The sequence below is a fragment of the Pseudomonas sp. GWSMS-1 genome, assembly GCF_049847425.1.
Classification (GTDB): Bacteria; Pseudomonadota; Gammaproteobacteria; order Pseudomonadales; family Pseudomonadaceae; genus Aquipseudomonas.
In genome coordinates, this window is the sequence record NZ_JBMHHV010000005.1 from 3836951 (window position 1) to 3853471 (window position 16521).

The window sequence follows — 16521 nt, forward strand, 5'->3', positions numbered from 1 at the left end:
TAGGCTCGACATTTGGCTAACGAATCCATCAAGCACGCCGCATCTGAGTATTGACTCGGTTATGATCGGCGTACGACGGGTTGTAGTGGTCTTGTAGTTATACTACATGACCGCCTTTCCCGCACTGCTAAACCAAGTCGGAGTTCCCACCTTGAGCATTCCCTGCGACATGCTGGTGTTTGGCGGCACCGGCGATCTGGCCCTGCATAAACTGCTGCCAGCGCTCTACCACCTGCACCGCGCCGGTCGTCTGCACGTCGATACGCGTATTCTTGCCCTGGCCCGCAGCGCCCACAGCCGTAGCGCTTATCAAGCCCTGGCCGAGCGCCATTGCCGCGCTCAAGTGGCGCGTAAAGACTTCGACAACGAGACCTGGACCAGCTTTGCTGCACGCCTCGACTACTTTGCGATGGACGCCAGCCAGAGCGCCGACTTCGGCCGCCTAGGCAAACGCCTAGGCGAAGACCATGAGCGCGTACGCATCTACTACCTGGCCACCGCGCCCGACCTGTTCGAAGACATTGCCTCGCACCTGAAGGTCGCCCGCCTGGCCGGGCCCAAGGCGCGCATCGTGCTGGAAAAACCCATCGGCCACTCACTGCAGTCAGCCCAGGCAATCAACGCGGCCATCGGCGCGGTGTTCGATGAGTCGCGGGTGTTCCGCATTGATCACTACCTGGGCAAGGAAACGGTGCAGAACCTGATGGCGCTGCGTTTCGCCAACGCGCTGTTCGAGCCGATCTGGCGCACCGGGCATATCGACCACGTGCAGATCAGCGTGTGCGAAACCCTCGGCGTGGAAAACCGCGGCGCCTACTACGAAAAAGCCGGGGCCATGCGTGATATGGTGCAGAACCACCTGCTGCAGTTGCTCTGCCTGGTGGCCATGGAGGCGCCGGTGCGCTTCGACGCCGAAGCGGTACGCAACGAGAAGGTGAAAATCCTCGAAGCGCTGAAACCCATTACCGGCCTCGACGTGCAAGACAAGACCGTGCGCGGCCAATACACAGCCGGCAAGATCGGCGGCCAGGAAGTGCCGGCCTACTACTTCGAAAAAAACGTCGACAACGACAGCGACACCGAAACCTTTGTCGCCGTACAAGCCGAGATCGACAACTGGCGCTGGGCCGGCGTGCCGTTCTACCTGCGCACCGGCAAACGCCTGGGGCATAAGACGTCGGAAATTCTGATCCAGTTCAAGCCGGTACCACATCAACTGTTTGGTGGTGGCGAAGCCAACCGCCTGCTGATTCGCCTGCAACCGGAAGAACGCATCAGCCTGCAACTGATGGGCAAAAGTCCCGGCAAGGGCATGCACCTGCAACCCGTGGAACTCGACCTCAACCTGGCCGACGCCTTCCACAAGCAGCGCCGCTGGGACGCCTACGAACGCCTGCTGCTCGACGTGATCGAAGGCGACTCAACGCTGTTTATGCGCCGCGACGAAGTTGAAGCAGCGTGGAACTGGGTCGACCCGATCATCAAGGGCTGGCACCAGCACTACCAGAGCCCACGCCCCTACCCAGCAGGCAGCGACGGCCCGGAACAGGCCAGCAACCTGCTTGAACGTCATGAACGGCAGTGGATGGAATAGTCCAACGCATAGCCCGTAGGATGGGTTGAGCGCAACGATACCCATCACCCGCCATCACGGTCATTCGCCATCACGGCCATTGCCGTGATGGCTTACTGAACCTGAACTGCAGCCGCAGGCCGCGCCCGACGGAAGTACAGCAGCACCAGCGGCAATGCCAGCAGGCCCAAGCCCCCGGCACATACAAACAACGCCTGATAACCCAGCCACTTAGCCAGCAAACCACTGGTTGCGCCAACCAGGCCGGCCAGCAACAGCTGCACACTGGCCTGCAAGGTAAAATCGGCGCCCTCATGCTCCGGCCGGCACTGGTGCATCATCACCGCGAACAAGGCGACCGTGGACATGCCATCGGCGGCTTGCTCGAACAACGCCACGGAGTAAACCAGCGCACTGTTGCCACCGGCATTTACCAGCAGGGCCATGGCCGCAATCCCGACAGCCTGCAACAGACCGAACCCGAAAAGTGCACGCTGCGCGCCAATCCGGGCATACAACAGCCCCCCGATAAACGCGCCAGCGATGCCGGCAAGGCTGCTGATCAAGGTCAACTGGCCCAACTCGGCATTACTCCAGCCCTGATCCACCAGCATCGGCTTGATCATCGGTGAACCCAGCGCATCACCCAGCTTGAAGCTCAGCAGCACCGCAATCCAAAAGAGCATGCCGGGCTGCAACAGCAAGCCGCGATAATGCCGCAATAACAGGCCTGGCCCAGCAGGCTCTGCCTGCGCCGGCTGGAACGGCAGTTCGCGCTGCTCGTTAAAGCGCCAGATCGGCACCGTCATCAGCACCAGCAGCGCCGCTACGAGTCCCAGACTAAGGTGCCAACCCAAGGTATCCATCGCCAGTAACAGACCACTGCCACTTATCAACATGCCGACCTTGTAACCGCCGACCTGCAGGCTGTTACCCAGCCCGCGCCAGCGCTCCGGCAGCAGCCTCACAGCCAAGCCATCGGTAGCGATGTCCTGGGTCGAGGCGGCCAGGTTAACTAGCAGTAACAAGCCAATCAGCAGCAAAAAGTAGCTGTCGAACAGCCGCTCGGGATTGATCAGCGCCAAACCCGTAACGATGGCGATAACAACCATCTGCAACGGCAGAATCCAACCCCGATGATGGCCCAGCCGCGGCGATGCCAAGCGATCCACCCACGGCGCCCAAAGCACCTTGAGCAACCAGGGCAATGCCAGCAACTTGAGCAGGCCGATCAACGCAAGATCGACGCCGTGCTGACGCAGCAGCACGGGTAACGAATGGGCCAATAGCCCCGAGGGCAAACCCTGCGCGCAGTAGAGCGAGGCCAATAGGATCAAGGTGGCATTGGCTGGGCGACATTTGGACAGCATCAACAGGTGAGTCTCACAAAACAGGCAGCGAAATGAATGGGTAGCAGAACTGTATTAGCGCTCTCGCCTACAAGCACTGCCTGACAAAAACGCAGCATCTTTTCATGCATAAGCACCAGTCTGCAAAGCAGTTTAGTCATGCCATTTTTCTACCCTAGAAATGCATACAGGGCCGTCACGGCAACCGCCCCCCCGGTGCCCGGAAAGCAGAAATACCTGCCGAGTACCGATACGTAAACCCAGCCCGGACAGGACAAAACGCTATATATCGTCTCTAAGCCATTGTTATGCCATCAAACTTTATGTGTAATCGACACACTCAGGGAAGAGTTGCTTCTACAACCCAATTTGGTCGTACCTCTAGCGTCCCTGAGTCAAATGGCTCCGACTCGAAATTACCTAGGGATCTGTCCAATGGGCTTCGTCAAAAAAACCAGTGTGCTGCTGCTCGGCAGCGCCATCGTTCTTGCTGCAGGCTGCGCCAACCTCTCCGAGAACCAGTGGGTCAACAAGGAAAACATCGGCACTTTGGTTGGTGTCACGGCTGGCGTGCTAATCGGCAGCCAGGTCGGTAATGGCAGTGGTCGTACAGCCGCTATGATTGCCGGCGCTCTAGCGGGCGGATATTTAGGCAAGACCATCGGCGCCAAACTAGATACTCGCGACCGCGAAGCGCTTGCCCAGCAGACCCAGCAGGCCCTGCAAAACGCTCAGGACGGCCAAAGCAGCCAGTGGACCTCTGCCCACAGCGGCGCCACCGCTACCATCACGCCGGTCAAGACCGAGACGGTGCAGCGCCAGGTGGCCGTCAAACGCAGCCCCAAGGTGCATCCCGTAGCCAATATGACGCTGATCAACCAACCCTATCGTGCGGTGAAGTCGGCCAACGTGCGTAATGCCCCTAACCTTAACGCCGAGAAAGTCGCTGGCCTTCCGGTCGATACCACCTTTACCGCCATCGGCCGTACCGATAACGACTGGATCATGGTTGGCCGTCGTGGTGTCACCATAGGCTACGTCTATGCCCCACTGGTCGAGCAGGTCAAAGCCCGCCCGACGCAAACCAGCGCTGGCAGCGCGGTCGCCGATGTCGCCACCGACCTCGATAGCCTCGACTTGGCCACAGCCTCAAGCAAGGGTATCGACCTCGACGCTATCGATCTCGATGCCATACCGCTTGAACAGCAAGTCACCGCCCAAGCCACCTGCCGCACACTTAACTACGACGTCACCGCCAAGGGCAGCAGCGAACAGCAGACAGTCAAAGCCTGTCAGGCGGCTGACGGTGCCTGGGAGCTGATCTGATGGAGCGGTGCATGAGAAGTCTACTAACCCTGAGCCTGCTGGCGCTGGCTGTAACGGCAGAAGCCGCCAGCCATCGCCTGGCTTATTCCAAAGCAGAGAACGTCGAGGTCTTTGTCGATCATGCAGACGGCCAGCCTTGGTGCAGCCCTAACTTGCAACTGCGCTTCGCCTTCACAGCGGCCGCCAGCACTGAGGCGGTACAACGCCTGCTGCCCAAACTGGGTGGCTTGATCGGCACCCAATGCGCCAACGCCAGCCAACTCAGCTGGCACACCGTCGATAGCCAGGGGCAGCGCCTGGCCAGCGGCAGCGCAACCCAGGCCGGTAACTGGCAGGCGGTTGTGAATGCCCCGGCACCTGCACCTATTGCGGCAGTACCTGCAGCGGCCCTCGCCACTGCACCGGCAGCCAGCCCTCAGGCTGAAAGCCAAGCGTCGATAGCTGTCAGCGAGCCTTCAGCCCCGCCAGCAGCAGCGCCCGATACTGTCAGAGAAGGTGCTGCCGAAGCGGTGATCGCGGCCACTGCACCCGCCGCGACGCCTGCAACCACTGCCACCCCGGAACCTGCAACAGTGCCGCCCACTGCGCCTGTTGCGCCAGCACCGCTCTCGGTGGATTTCGCCGTATCGGGCTGGCAACCACCCTTGCAGCGCGACGTACTGGCCAAGGCCAACTTCCTCAGCGAAATCGTCGACCAGAACGGCTGTCGCTTCCGCCTGGCATTCGTCCTCGAAGACGGTGTGAAAAACGTCAGCGCCACGTCTAAGGCGATTACCTGCGGCCCAGACGGCTATGCCCAAGGCACTGGCACGCTGACGATCAACCGTCGTGACGGCGCACTGCTGCATCAGTTCAATGGCAGCTACCTGGCCGGCTTAGAGTTCAGCGGCAAAGCCCCCAGCCTGCCCATCGTCGGCTTCGACGAACGCAAAAACCTGTTGCTGCTGCTGCACAGCGAACCCGCCAGCAAGGTTCATTACCTACTGCGCGTGGGTTACAGCAGCTACCGGAATAACTGGAACGCGGGTAGCACTGGACTTGTCGCGCTCACCGAGAACCGCGAGCTGTTCCGCGACCTGGAAAACATCCGCCGGACCATCGACCTGGCCACCACCCGTCTGGACCAGAGCGCGCCTGCAATCAACGACATTCGCTTTTACGCCATACGCGACCTGCAACAAGGGCTGCATGAGGGCAAGCGTGATTACTGGATGTATGAAATCAACCTAGGGCGCAACTACCGCAGCAAACAGTGGGAGTACAACCCCCAGCGCGCCGAAAATCACCTGTTCGCCTTCGAGCGTAAAGAAGCCGAGCAACTGCGCCAAGCTGAACTACGGCGGCAGGCCGAAGAACAGCGCCAACGCGAACTGCTTGGCCAGCAAGCCGAACAGCAGTTGCAACTGTATCGCCAACTGCGCCGAGAAACCCGCAAGCCCCAAGAGCTTTACCAGCGCATCAGCCGCGACGCCAGTTACTCGCCCTTCGATGGCGGCAGCTATGCCCGCATGCTGAAAGGTGGCGCCAGCGACTACAGCCAGATTGTTTACATCAGCGGCAAGACCGAGGGCGGTTGGGCTATCGACTATCCCTACCAGGCCGTTCTCAACACGGAGGAGAGCGAACAGGACGCCGACAAAGGTTGGTTCTTGGTCAAAGGTAAAGCTCAACTGGACACTAGTCGCCAGGATGATCAACAGCTTCCGCTGACCTTGATCACCGCTAACACCCTGCAGACCTGTAGCGAAAGCGAATGCGCCGACTTGCGCGACCCGCTGAAGCTACTGCGTCACGAAATCGGAGATCCCGAGTGGACCCCGGAACAGGCCAAAGAACTGGTCAAGCAAGCCTGGCCAGAGCGCGCCGAGCTGCAAGGAGATGATGTATGAACAAGCACCTTCCTCTGATCGTCGGTGCCAGTGCCACGGTAATCCTGGCCGCCGGCTACTTCGGCCTGAGCGCCTACAGCAGTAAGCAGGCTCAGAAACACTTGGAAGACTGGGTGTATGAAGTCTCGCTGGATGAAAAACTCAGCTGGCGCTCAGTCTCTGCCAGCCCTTTCGGAGGCAGCGTCAGCATTCGCGATGTGGAGCTAGAACTGGGCAAGAATGAGCCCGCCCTGCGCGCCGCCGAGCTGATCATCAGCGAGCGAATCAGTGATGAGAACCAAAGCCGCCTGCGCCTGCAACTCAAGGGTATAGAAGCCGACACGTCAGCCATCAACGGTTTGCGCGGCCTAGGTGCATTGGCCAGCAGAAATATTGATCGCGAACTGGCGCGCGCAAGTCACAACTTCGAACCCGCACTCAGCAGTGGGCTGGCAACGCTCAAGCCTTTTGATTTGGAGCTATTCGTTGACGTCGACGACGATGCCGGAACGGTAGAAGCCGAAATCGCCATCGCCTTGCCGGAACTGTTCGACAGCCGCATGAGCTACAGCCTGAGCAAACAGCGTGATCTCAACCGCAAACTAAAACGCCTGGAGGATGATCTTGACGGCGAGGACAACCCATACCGCCTCATTGCCAAGCTGCAAGAGCTGACCGGGAGCATTGAGCGGGCCGAACTCGCCAATGTTCGCGTTAGCCTGCAGGACCGCGGCATGCTCGAACGCAGCATTGCGCTCTACCAGCGCTACAACACACCGCTAGACCCGACCGCCGGTAGTGCTGACAGCCAGCGCAGCGAGCACTACACAAAGATGGTCGAGCGCACCGTGAAGAACTGCCAGCGTGAGAGTAAGGACCTGCCGAAGAGCATGGATAACAGCTGCGACCTGCTCGAGGACGTCCTGATGGAAAAAGTCAGTGGCATCGTGCTGAGCATTGAGCCTACAGAAAGTGTGCGCCTCAGCGATCTAGCCAAGCTAGACAACGCCAGACAAGGCAAGCGCGTGCTTGAACGTCTCAACCCAGAGCTCGAAAGCCTGTAAGCATCCCCCCGCTGCGAACAGGCCTTCGGGTCTTGTTTGCAGCGGGTTTACCGTCGAATGACGCCTTAGTATTAAAACTATTGTTTGTGGCGTGAGGAAAACGGCCGCTTGTCCGTTGCAGGAACAGCGGCTTTATCGACTTGGCCATAGCGCCCCGCTCAATCGCCGCTGTCTATCAGACTATTTTTTAACGCCTAGCCAAAGTAGGCAGTTAACGGGTCTTCATACACCAGCGTCCTGCTCACGCAGCAACTGCGCAAACTGCTCGGCTGGCACGGGCTTGCTGATCAGGTAGCCCTGAACTTCATCGCACTGGTGGCTTTTTAGAAAGTCCAGCTGCGCCTGGGTTTCCACACCTTCGGCAACCACCTTGAGCTCCAGGCTGTGGACCATGGCGATGATCGCGCGGGTGATCGCGGCGTCTTCACTGCCGGGCGTGAGGTCGCGGATAAAGGTTTGGTCGATCTTGACGTAATCCACTGGGAAGCGCTTCAGGTAGCTCAGCGAGGAGTAGCCGGTGCCGAAGTCGTCAATCGCCAGCTTGACCCCCAAATCGCGCAATTGCTGGAAGGTACTAATCACACTTTCGACATTATCCAGCAGCTGGCTTTCGGTCAGTTCTAGCTCGAGAAACTGCGGATCCAGCCCGGTTTCCTTTAGCACCTGACGCACCAGGCTGAGCAGGTTGCCTTGGCGCACCTGGTGCACTGAAAGGTTCACCGAAACGCGAATCTGCGCCAGGCCTTCATCGCGCCATGCACAGGCTTGTTTACACGCCTGACGCAACACGAACTCGCCAATCGCACCGATCAACCCGGTTTCTTCGGCCAGGCCGATAAAGTCGCTCGGCGGCACCAGCCCCAGCTGCGGATGACGCCAGCGCACCAAGGCTTCGGCGGCCAGCAGGCTGTCATCCGCCAGGCCTAGTTTGGGCTGGTAGAACACCTCCAATTGGCCTTCTTGGATGCCTTTGCGCAGCTGATTTTCCAGCTGCAGACGCTCCAACGTGCAGGCTTGCAGGTTGTCGGTGAAGAACTGGAAGGTGTTACCCCCCAGGTGCTTGGCGTGCTGCGTGGCCATATTGGCCTGACTGATCAGCGCGGAAATTTCCCGCGCGTTGTCTGGCAGCAAACTAATCCCCAGCGAGGCACTGACCACCAACTCGTGGCCGCCCACCGTCATGGGCACACGCAATTTGCTGAGCAGACGACTGGCCAGGCGCGCCAGGCTGGAGAGGCTGCCGTAGGCGTCAATGAGGATGGCAAACTCGTCACCAGACAAACGCGCCAGGGTGTCGGCCTCCGGCACCGCCTGAGTCAGGCGGCGGCTGACCTGCCGAAGCAGCTGGTCAGCCACTTCATGGCCGAGGCTGTCGTTGAGCAGTTTGAAGCGATCCAGATCGATGTGCAGCAAGGCGATGCTGCGCCCATTCTGCCGAGCACGCTGGCTGGCCTCATGCAACCGCTGCTTGAACAGGCTGCGATTGGCCAGGCCCGTCAACTCGTCATAGTGAGACAGGTAGCGCAGGCGCTCCTCGGCCTCGCGCCGCGAGGACAGGTCAGCGAAGAAACCGACGATATGACTGACACTACCGCGCGCATCGCGCACCACATTGAGTTGCAGCCACTGCGGATACAACTCGCCGTTCTTGCGCGTTTCAATCAACTCACCGCGCCAGCTACCCCTGCTCTCTAACTCCAGACGAATCATCTGGTACTGCCGGCGGCTATCGCCGCTGTTCATCAGGCTGATCGCGCTTTTGCCGACTACCTCGTCCTGACGATAACCGGTGACTTCACTAAAGGCCTGATTGACCGACAGCAGGCGGTAGTCGGGATCGAGAATCACGATGCCTTCACTGGCGGCTTCGAACACCGTGGCGGCCAGTTGCTGCTGCTGTTCGTGCAGCTTGCGCGTGGTGATGTCGCTGCGCGTACCCAGCATGCGCAGCACGCGCCCCTTGGCGTCGCGCTCGACAGCGCGGCCACGGTCGGCGATCCACACCCAATGGCCCTGTGCATGTTTAATGCGGTATTCGACCTGGTAATCGTCACTGCGCCCCTTCATGTGCTCGACCAGCGCGCGGCGCAGCACCGGCAGGTCATCCGGATGCAAACGCGGCTTGAGGTCGCGCAGCATCACCTGCACGTCATGCGGCTCCAGACCGAAGATCTCCTTGAGGCGCGAGTGGTGCACCTTATCGCTCTGCAGGTCCCAGTCCCACAGGCCCAGCTCGCTGGCCTCAATGGCCAGGGTCAGGCGTGCGCGGCTCTTGCTCAGCGCGTAGGTGGTTTCATCCAACTCAAGCGTGCGCTCAGCCACGCGCATTTCCAGGTCATCATGGGCATGGCGCAACTCACGCTCGGCGCGGCGGCGCTGTTCCACCTCATGCACCAGCTCACTGTTGAGCCCCTCGGCCTGGCGCTTGGCGTGCTCCAGATTGCTGATCAACGCCTGATTGTGGAAACGCTGCAGCAAGCTGCGCTGTACCAGGCGGTTGACCTGCCAGGCGAGCACCAGCAAGGTCAGCAGCAGGATGCTGGCAAGCAGGCCCCAGCCCTGTTGTAGCGCATTGTTGCTAAACAGCAGATAGCCCATCGAAGGCAGCAGACAGGGCAAGGCAAAGGTCAGAAAAGCCGAAAAACTGATCGCGTAAGCCACGCTGGCAGAGAGAATCGCCGCCGCAATCAGGCCATAGACCAGGGCCTGCAGGTAAAACACATCGGCAGGCACCAGGGCGATGGCAGCAAACGCCAGGGTCAACCCGGACGCCCCGGCCCCTAGCAGGAACAGGCGCCGCCAATAGCGCTCGGCCTGGCGGCTGGGCAAGGCATGGTTGAATGCACGCACCTGCACCAGGCGCAGCACGGCCAGAATCACCAGCCAGACCGACCAACCCACGAGCAACAACGGCGGCAGCCCCCCCCACAACAGGAACGTGCACGCCATACCGCTGAGCAGCATAAACAGAGTCGGCACCCGCGAGCCCTGGTAGAGCATACGGATGCGCTCGGCAGCAATATCAGTGGCAAACAGCTGAGTCACTTCCGGGCCGGAAGTCGCTTTTAAGCCATTTAAATCAGTCAATGGGATCGCAGAAGTCATAGGCGATTTTCTTATAATGGTTGCCTAAATATCGGCGCAGCATACCCGAGCTAGACGCATCGCCCAAGCCAGAAGTGCACTCACACACAGGGTAAATAGCTGACTTCTGCCGCGTCCGGCCATACCCCGACTGCGCCCGTTGAGCTGACTCACCAGTCGTCCAAAACAATCGGCGTGACAGCCTGGTTTGCCCTGCCCAGCTGCGCCCCCTAGAATGCCGCGATGCAAAATGACCTTGATCAGCGACTCACCTCCCTCAACCCAGCCCAACACCATGCGGTTACTACGCCGCCTGGCCATCAGTTGGTGCTGGCCGGTGCCGGCTCCGGCAAGACCCGCGTGCTGGTGCACCGTATTGCCTTTCTGATTCAGCGGCTGGACGTCTCGCCACACAGCATCCTGTCGGTGACCTTTACCAACAAGGCCGCCGCCGAAATGCGCCACCGCATCGAGCAGATGCTCGGGCAGAGCCCGGCTGGCATGTGGGTGGGCACCTTTCACGGCTTGGCCCATCGCCTGTTGCGTGCGCACTGGCAGGAAGCCGGGCTGGCGGAGAACTTTCAGATTCTCGATTCCGACGACCAGCAGCGCATCGTTAAGCGGGTGATCCGCGAGCTCGGCCTGGATGAACAACGCTGGCCGCCCAAGCAAGCCCAGTGGTTTATCAACGGGCAGAAGGATGAAGGCCTGCGGCCGAAGAACATCCAGCCCGGCGGCGACCTGTTCCTCGCCACCATGTTGAAAATCTATGAAGGCTACGAGGCTGCTTGCGCACGCGCCGGAGTGATCGACTTCTCCGAGCTGCTGCTGCGTGCCCTCGACCTGTGGCGCGACAAGCCGGGCCTGCTGGAGCATTACCAGCGGCGCTTCCGGCACATCCTGGTCGACGAGTTCCAGGACACTAACGCCGTGCAGTACGCCTGGTTGCGCCTGCTGGCCAAGGGTGGTGACAGCCTGATGGTGGTCGGTGACGACGATCAGTCGATCTACGGCTGGCGTGGGGCGAAGATCGAGAACATCCAACAGTTCTCCGATGATTTTGCCGACGCCGAAGTCATCCGCCTGGAGCAGAACTACCGTTCCACGGCTGGCATCCTCAAGGCCGCCAACGCGCTGATTGCCAATAATCAGGGGCGCCTGGGCAAGGAGCTGTGGACCAAAGACGGCGACGGTGAGCCGATCAATCTGTATTCGGCGTTCAACGAGCACGACGAAGCGCGTTACGTGGTCGAGTCGATCGAGGACGCCCTGCGCAAGGACGGCCTCAAGCGCAGCGAAATTGCCATTCTTTACCGTTCCAACGCTCAGTCGCGGGTGCTCGAAGAAGCCCTGCTACGCGAGAAAATTCCTTACCGCATTTACGGCGGTCAGCGCTTCTTTGAACGCGCCGAGATCAAGAACGCCATGGCCTACCTGCGCCTGCTCGACGGCCGTGGCAACGATGCGGCACTGGAGCGGGTGATCAACGTGCCAGCGCGCGGCATCGGCGAGAAGAGCGTGGAGACCATGCGCGAATACGCCCGCGCCCATGATGTGTCGATGTGGGAAGCCATTCGTCTGATGGTTGCCGCCAAGACTCTGCCAGGACGCGCGTCAGGTGCGCTGGCCGGGTTTATCGAATTGATCGAGAATCTCGCCGCCAAAGTGCTGGAAATGCCCCTGCACCTGATGACCCAGACGGTGATCGAGCAGAGCGGCTTGATTGCTTATCACAAGGCCGAGAAAGGCGAGAAAGCCCAGGCCCGTATCGAAAACCTTGAGGAACTGGTCAGCGCCGCGCGCACCTTCGACAACAACGAAGACGACGAACTGAGCCCTCTGCAGGCCTTTCTCAGCCATGCCTCACTGGAAGCCGGCGACACCCAGGCCGCAGAAAACGAAGACAGTGTGCAGCTGATGACCCTGCACAGCGCCAAGGGCCTGGAGTTCCCCCAGGTGTTCCTGGTGGGCATGGAAGAAGGCCTGTTCCCGCACAAGATGAGCCTGGAAGAACCCGGCCGTCTTGAGGAAGAGCGCCGCCTGGCTTACGTCGGTATCACCCGCGCCATGAGCAAGCTGGTGATCACCTATGCCGAAACCCGCCGCCTGTATGGCAGCGAAACCTACAACAAGGTGTCGCGCTTCGTCCGCGAGATTCCGCCGCAACTGATTCAGGAAGTGCGCCTGTCCAACAGCGTCAGCCGGCCGTTCGGCGCGGTCAGCCGCAACATGGGCGGCGCGGGTAACGACAGCCACCTGTTCGCCGGCAGCGCCGTGCCGGACACCGGCTTCAACCTCGGCCAGCGCGTGCAGCATTCGCTGTTTGGCGAAGGCACCATCCTCAACTTCGAAGGCAGCGGTGCGCAGGCCCGGGTGCAGGTGAATTTCGAGAGCGAAGGCAGCAAGTGGCTGATGCTTAGTTACGCCAAGCTGGAAGCGCTGTGACCAACCGTCCATTCAACTCATAAGGAACCCCAATGATCCGCCGCCCTCTGCTGCTCGCCAGCGCCCTGCTCGCCGCCCTTGGCCTGAGCGGTTGCAAGGAAGAAGCCGCCGCCCCACAGGCAGCAGCAACCACACCTGCCGCAGGATCGCCTGGCGCAGAAAACTTCCAGTGGAAGATGGTCACCGCCTGGCCGAAGAACTACCCAGGCCTGGGCACGTCAGCCGAGCGCTTGGCCGAGCGGGTCAAGGCCATGAGCAATGGCCGTCTGACCATCAAGGTGTATGCCGGTGGCGAGCTCGTGCCGCCGCTGGAAGTATTTGACGCGGTGTCGCGCGGCACTGCCGAGCTGGGCCATGGCGCGGCGTATTACTGGAAGGGCAAAGTACCGGCCGCACAGTTCTTTACGGCCGTGCCATTCGGCCTGTCGACGCCAGAAATGAACGCCTGGTTAAGCAAAGGTGGCGGTCAGGCATTGTGGGAGGAAGCCTATGCCCCGCACGGCGTGAAGCCGATGGCCGTGGGCAACACCGGCATGCAGATGGGCGGCTGGTACAACAAGGAAATCAACTCGCTGGATGACCTCAAAGGCCTGAAGATCCGCATGCCCGGCCTGGGCGGCGAAGTGCTGAGCAAGCTCGGCGCCACCACCGTCAACCTGCCCGGCGGCGAAGTGTTCACCGCACTGCAAACCAATGCGATCGACGCCACCGACTGGGTCAGCCCCTACAACGACCTGGCCTTTGGCCTGCACAAAGCGGCCAAGTTCTACTACTACCCAGGCTGGCAAGAGCCGCAAGCGGTGCTGGAACTGCTGATCAACCAAAAAGCCTATGACAGCCTGCCGGCCGATCTGCAGGCGATCCTGACGGAAGCCACCCGCGCAGCGAACCAGGACATGCTCGACGATTACGTCTACAACAACGCCCTGGCGCTGGATCAGTTGAAACAGCAAGGCACCCTGCTCAAGCGCTTCCCTGATGAAGTGCTGGCCGCCATGCAACATGAAAGCACCGTGGTGCTGGGTGAGCTGGCTGGGCAAAACGAACTGAACGGGCGTATCTGGGCCTCGATGCAAGCCTTCCAGGCCCAAGCCAGCCTGATGCATGAGCTGTCGGAGAAAGAGCTGTACAACTGGCGCTAACGCCCAGTATCTCAAGCCCGCAAGCGCAGCCCCTGGGTTGCGCTTGCGGTTTTCGCCACAGCTCACCCGCCACTTCAGCGCAGCAAGGCAAAAGCCGGAAACATTCTATGGCTAGCCAGCGCTAACCACGCCGGGCAAGATGCCGCGCGTAGATCCAATAACCAAGAGACAGCCAATCATGCAGCGTTTCCTTAGCATTGCCCTGGCCATGTGCCTCAGCGTCGGCCTGACCATGAGCTTCGACGCCGAAGCCAAGCGCTTTGGCGGCAGCAAATCCTTCGGCTCCGCGCCAAGCCATCAAGCACGTCAAGCGCCAGCCCAGCAATCGGCTGCTCCAGCAGCTGCCGGTCGTCAACCGGCTGCAGCCAGCGGCGCATCGCGCTGGTTAGGCCCATTGGCCGGTATCGCAGCAGGTGGTTTGCTGGCGTCGATGTTTATGGGTGACGGCTTTGAAGGCCTGCAGATCATGGACATGCTGATCTTCGGTTTGATCGCCTTCCTGCTGTTCCGCTTCCTCGCCGCCCGCCGTCGTCAGGCCGGTCCAGCGACCGCCAACGGCGCGCCAATGCAGCGTGAAATGCCCGCAGCACCCGCCTCGATCTTTGGTGGCAGCAGCGCCGCTGCCGCGATCAAGCCGGTGATCAATGCGCCAGCCTGGTTTAACGAGCAGAGCTTTGTCAGCGCCGGCCGTGAGCACTTCCTCAGCTTGCAGCAGCACTGGGATGCTAACGAAATGGACAAAATCGCCGAATTCGTCACTCCGCAGCTGCTGGAATTCCTCAGCCGCGAACGTGCTGACTTGGGTGATGGCTTCCAGTCCACCTATGTCGACGATCTCGACGTGCAGCTGGATGGTGTCGATGACCTCAGCGACAAAACCGTCGCTACTCTGACCTTCACTGGCGTGGCCAAAACCTCGCGCTTCGACCAAGGCGAAGCGTTCAGCGAAAGCTGGCGCATGGAGCGTGCGGCCGGTGACAACCAGCCATGGCTGGTCGCGGGTATCCGCCAGAACGGCTAATACCAACTGCAACACCGAAAACCCGGGCATGCCCGGGTTTTTTCTGCACGCTCATTCAGCAAACAGATGGGCTGGCGCCGGATTCACTCTGAGCGCAAGCTGAGCGCTGCCTAAGCATCACCACCACGAGGATTGAGCAATGATCGGATACGCAATGGTCGGCACCGCCGATATGGAAAAAGCCAAAGCTTTCTACACCCCGCTGCTGGCAGAAATGGGTGCCAAAATCGTCATGGATATTGGCCGCGCCGCGTTCTATGGCGTTGCCCAAGGCCAACCGATGTTTGCCGTATGCGTGCCCTATGACAAGCAAGCACCTAACCCAGGTAACGGCAACATGGTCGCCTTGCCCGGCGGTTCCCGCGAAGGCGTCGACACGCTATATGCCAAGGCCATCGAGCTCGGCGCAACCAGCGAAGGCGAACCCGGCGAGCGCATGCCTGGCTTCTATGGCGCTTATTTCCGCGACCACGATGGCAACAAGCTGGCCTTCTTCCACATGGGCTAACGCCTTAGCCCGGATCGACAGTTGTGCCCGGCGGCTTGGCCGCCGGGACCGGTTGCAAGGCCTTATCGCTCCAGGCCTGAATCTCTTCACTGCGCTTACGGCTGTTGAGCTGCGCCCGATCAATCACTTCCTGGTAATCCGCCAGCCAACTACGTGAGCCCGGCAACATATTGGCCAGGTCGCGCATGCCCACCTTTAAACCTTGCATCACCTGCTGATAGTCACGTTCTTGAGCCTGCAACACCTTGCTCACTTGAACGATGCTGTCAGGGTTTTCCGCGCGCTCGAACAAACCGGTCAGCTGCGAGGCTTGCTGACTGGCCAGCAACGCTTCCAGATTACTCAGGGCGGTTTGCTGCACCGACAAGCGTTGCTCAAGCGTTAGAACCTGTTGCTCCAGTGCCTCAATACGCGGTGCATCATCGGCGCTGAACAGGCTGTAGATATTCAGCCCAGCCGAAATAAGCATAAGGGTGCCGAGCAGCGCGGCCACGCCAATAATGAAAAGACGATTACGTTTGCCTGCCGCAGTCAGCAACTGCAGCCGCTGCTCCTCACTGATGACGCCGTCTTCAGACGCTTGCGTTGGGCTTTTCATGGCTAGACCATTTAGTGACGTTAAAAAATTGACGACCACCTGAGCTGGACGATAGCACTTTGCCAGCTTTTTGCTTAGACCCGTCTAGGGTATAAGACGCTCCCGTATTACCTGCAAAAGAGACAACGCCCGTGGAAGAAGTCATCGAACAACTGCGCGAACTCAACGAACCCGTGCCGGTGCCGCTGGAACTTCCGGAAGAAGAAGTGCTGGTGGAGATCCAGGAACAGATCCTTATCCACCTGCCCTATGCCCTGCGCGAATACCTGCTGCAAGTCAGCGACGTGGTCTACGGCCGCCTGGAGCCCGTGACCGCCGCCGACCCGCAATCGCACACCTACCTGCCAGAAGTCGCTGCCACCGCCTGGTCCCTCGGCGTACCACGCGAGTTCGTACCGCTGTGCGAAGACCACGGCAACTACTACGTAGTGGAAGAAGACGGCACCGTGCTGCTGTGGGAAGCCGACACCACTGAAATCAATGAAGACGAAACCTGGGAGTCGGTCTGGCACTGGGTGCGCGACGTGTGGTTGGAGAGCTAAG

At 60.2% G+C, this 16521-nt stretch carries 12 protein-coding genes; 9 read left to right on the top strand and 3 right to left on the bottom strand.

The features are described from left to right. The first annotated feature begins 106 nt into the window (after positions 1-106). Positions 107-1594, top strand: coding sequence for a glucose-6-phosphate dehydrogenase (gene zwf, locus ACEPAJ_RS21520; protein WP_425917758.1), 1488 nt, complete (start codon positions 107-109; stop codon positions 1592-1594). Between the two features lie 92 nt (positions 1595-1686). Here zwf and ACEPAJ_RS21525 read toward each other — a convergent pair whose 3' ends face one another. After that, positions 1687-2943 carry an MFS transporter gene (locus ACEPAJ_RS21525; protein WP_425917760.1) on the bottom strand — a complete coding sequence of 419 codons (1257 nt, stop codon included), beginning with the start codon at positions 2941-2943 and terminating at the stop codon, positions 1687-1689. Between the two features lie 414 nt (positions 2944-3357). Here ACEPAJ_RS21525 and ACEPAJ_RS21530 point away from each other — a divergent pair, with 414 nt between their 5' ends. From ACEPAJ_RS21530 to ACEPAJ_RS21540, 3 genes are read left to right on the top strand one after another with little or no spacing between them, the layout of a single operon-like run. Continuing rightward, complete coding sequence (locus ACEPAJ_RS21530; RefSeq protein WP_425917762.1) at positions 3358-4248, top strand: SH3 domain-containing protein; 891 nt, start codon at positions 3358-3360, stop codon at positions 4246-4248. Positions 4249-4259: 11 nt separating this feature from the next. Then, positions 4260-6137 carry a hypothetical protein gene (locus ACEPAJ_RS21535; RefSeq protein WP_425917764.1) on the top strand — a complete coding sequence of 626 codons (1878 nt, stop codon included), beginning with the start codon at positions 4260-4262 and terminating at the stop codon, positions 6135-6137. Then, positions 6134-7180 (top strand): hypothetical protein, encoded by a 1047-nt coding sequence (locus ACEPAJ_RS21540; RefSeq protein ID WP_425917766.1) that lies wholly within the window; start codon positions 6134-6136, stop codon positions 7178-7180. Before ACEPAJ_RS21535 ends, ACEPAJ_RS21540 begins: the two co-directional genes overlap by 4 nt. A gap of 222 nt (positions 7181-7402) precedes the next feature. Here ACEPAJ_RS21540 and ACEPAJ_RS21545 read toward each other — a convergent pair whose 3' ends face one another. Beyond that, positions 7403-10285, bottom strand: coding sequence for a putative bifunctional diguanylate cyclase/phosphodiesterase (locus tag ACEPAJ_RS21545; protein ID WP_425917768.1), 2883 nt, complete (start codon positions 10283-10285; stop codon positions 7403-7405). Positions 10286-10507: 222 nt separating this feature from the next. Between ACEPAJ_RS21545 and uvrD the strand changes: the two genes are divergently transcribed. From uvrD to ACEPAJ_RS21565, 4 genes are all read left to right on the top strand, one after another. Then, entirely contained in the window at positions 10508-12709 is a 2202-nt protein-coding gene (gene uvrD / locus ACEPAJ_RS21550) for a DNA helicase II (RefSeq protein ID WP_425917770.1), read from the top strand. 32 nt (positions 12710-12741) lie between these two features. After that, positions 12742-13851 (top strand): TRAP transporter substrate-binding protein, encoded by a 1110-nt coding sequence (locus ACEPAJ_RS21555; RefSeq protein ID WP_425917772.1) that lies wholly within the window; start codon positions 12742-12744, stop codon positions 13849-13851. A 178-nt stretch (positions 13852-14029) separates the two neighbouring features. Next, positions 14030-14872 (top strand): Tim44 domain-containing protein, encoded by an 843-nt coding sequence (locus tag ACEPAJ_RS21560; protein WP_274088075.1) that lies wholly within the window; start codon positions 14030-14032, stop codon positions 14870-14872. A 139-nt stretch (positions 14873-15011) separates the two neighbouring features. Then, positions 15012-15380 carry a VOC family protein gene (locus ACEPAJ_RS21565; protein ID WP_425917774.1) on the top strand — a complete coding sequence of 123 codons (369 nt, stop codon included), beginning with the start codon at positions 15012-15014 and terminating at the stop codon, positions 15378-15380. A 4-nt stretch (positions 15381-15384) separates the two neighbouring features. On the opposite strand, the gene ACEPAJ_RS21570 is transcribed toward ACEPAJ_RS21565, so the two are convergent. After that, positions 15385-15978, bottom strand: coding sequence for a hypothetical protein (locus ACEPAJ_RS21570; protein ID WP_425917776.1), 594 nt, complete (start codon positions 15976-15978; stop codon positions 15385-15387). 131 nt (positions 15979-16109) lie between these two features. Here ACEPAJ_RS21570 and ACEPAJ_RS21575 point away from each other — a divergent pair, with 131 nt between their 5' ends. Next, the gene (locus ACEPAJ_RS21575; RefSeq protein WP_425917778.1) at positions 16110-16520 is read left to right on the top strand and encodes an SMI1/KNR4 family protein; all 411 of its coding nucleotides are present in this window, start codon (positions 16110-16112) and stop codon (positions 16518-16520) included. The last annotated feature ends 1 nt before the right edge of the window (position 16521 follow it).

What these genes read in the sequence shown, in the direction of transcription:
- zwf (WP_425917758.1), top strand. Translation starts at nt 107, where the DNA reads ATGACCGCCTTTCCCGCACTGCTAAACCAAGTCGGAGTTCCCACCTTG.
- ACEPAJ_RS21525 (WP_425917760.1), bottom strand. Translation starts at nt 2,943, where the DNA reads ATGCTGTCCAAATGTCGCCCAGCCAATGCCACCTTGATCCTATTGGCC.
- ACEPAJ_RS21555 (WP_425917772.1), top strand. Translation starts at nt 12,742, where the DNA reads ATGATCCGCCGCCCTCTGCTGCTCGCCAGCGCCCTGCTCGCCGCCCTT.
- ACEPAJ_RS21560 (WP_274088075.1), top strand. Translation starts at nt 14,030, where the DNA reads ATGCAGCGTTTCCTTAGCATTGCCCTGGCCATGTGCCTCAGCGTCGGC.
- ACEPAJ_RS21530 (WP_425917762.1), top strand. Translation starts at nt 3,358, where the DNA reads ATGGGCTTCGTCAAAAAAACCAGTGTGCTGCTGCTCGGCAGCGCCATC.
- ACEPAJ_RS21565 (WP_425917774.1), top strand. Translation starts at nt 15,012, where the DNA reads ATGATCGGATACGCAATGGTCGGCACCGCCGATATGGAAAAAGCCAAA.
- uvrD (WP_425917770.1), top strand. Translation starts at nt 10,508, where the DNA reads ATGCAAAATGACCTTGATCAGCGACTCACCTCCCTCAACCCAGCCCAA.
- ACEPAJ_RS21545 (WP_425917768.1), bottom strand. Translation starts at nt 10,285, where the DNA reads ATGACTTCTGCGATCCCATTGACTGATTTAAATGGCTTAAAAGCGACT.
- ACEPAJ_RS21540 (WP_425917766.1), top strand. Translation starts at nt 6,134, where the DNA reads ATGAACAAGCACCTTCCTCTGATCGTCGGTGCCAGTGCCACGGTAATC.
- ACEPAJ_RS21535 (WP_425917764.1), top strand. Translation starts at nt 4,260, where the DNA reads ATGAGAAGTCTACTAACCCTGAGCCTGCTGGCGCTGGCTGTAACGGCA.
- ACEPAJ_RS21570 (WP_425917776.1), bottom strand. Translation starts at nt 15,978, where the DNA reads ATGAAAAGCCCAACGCAAGCGTCTGAAGACGGCGTCATCAGTGAGGAG.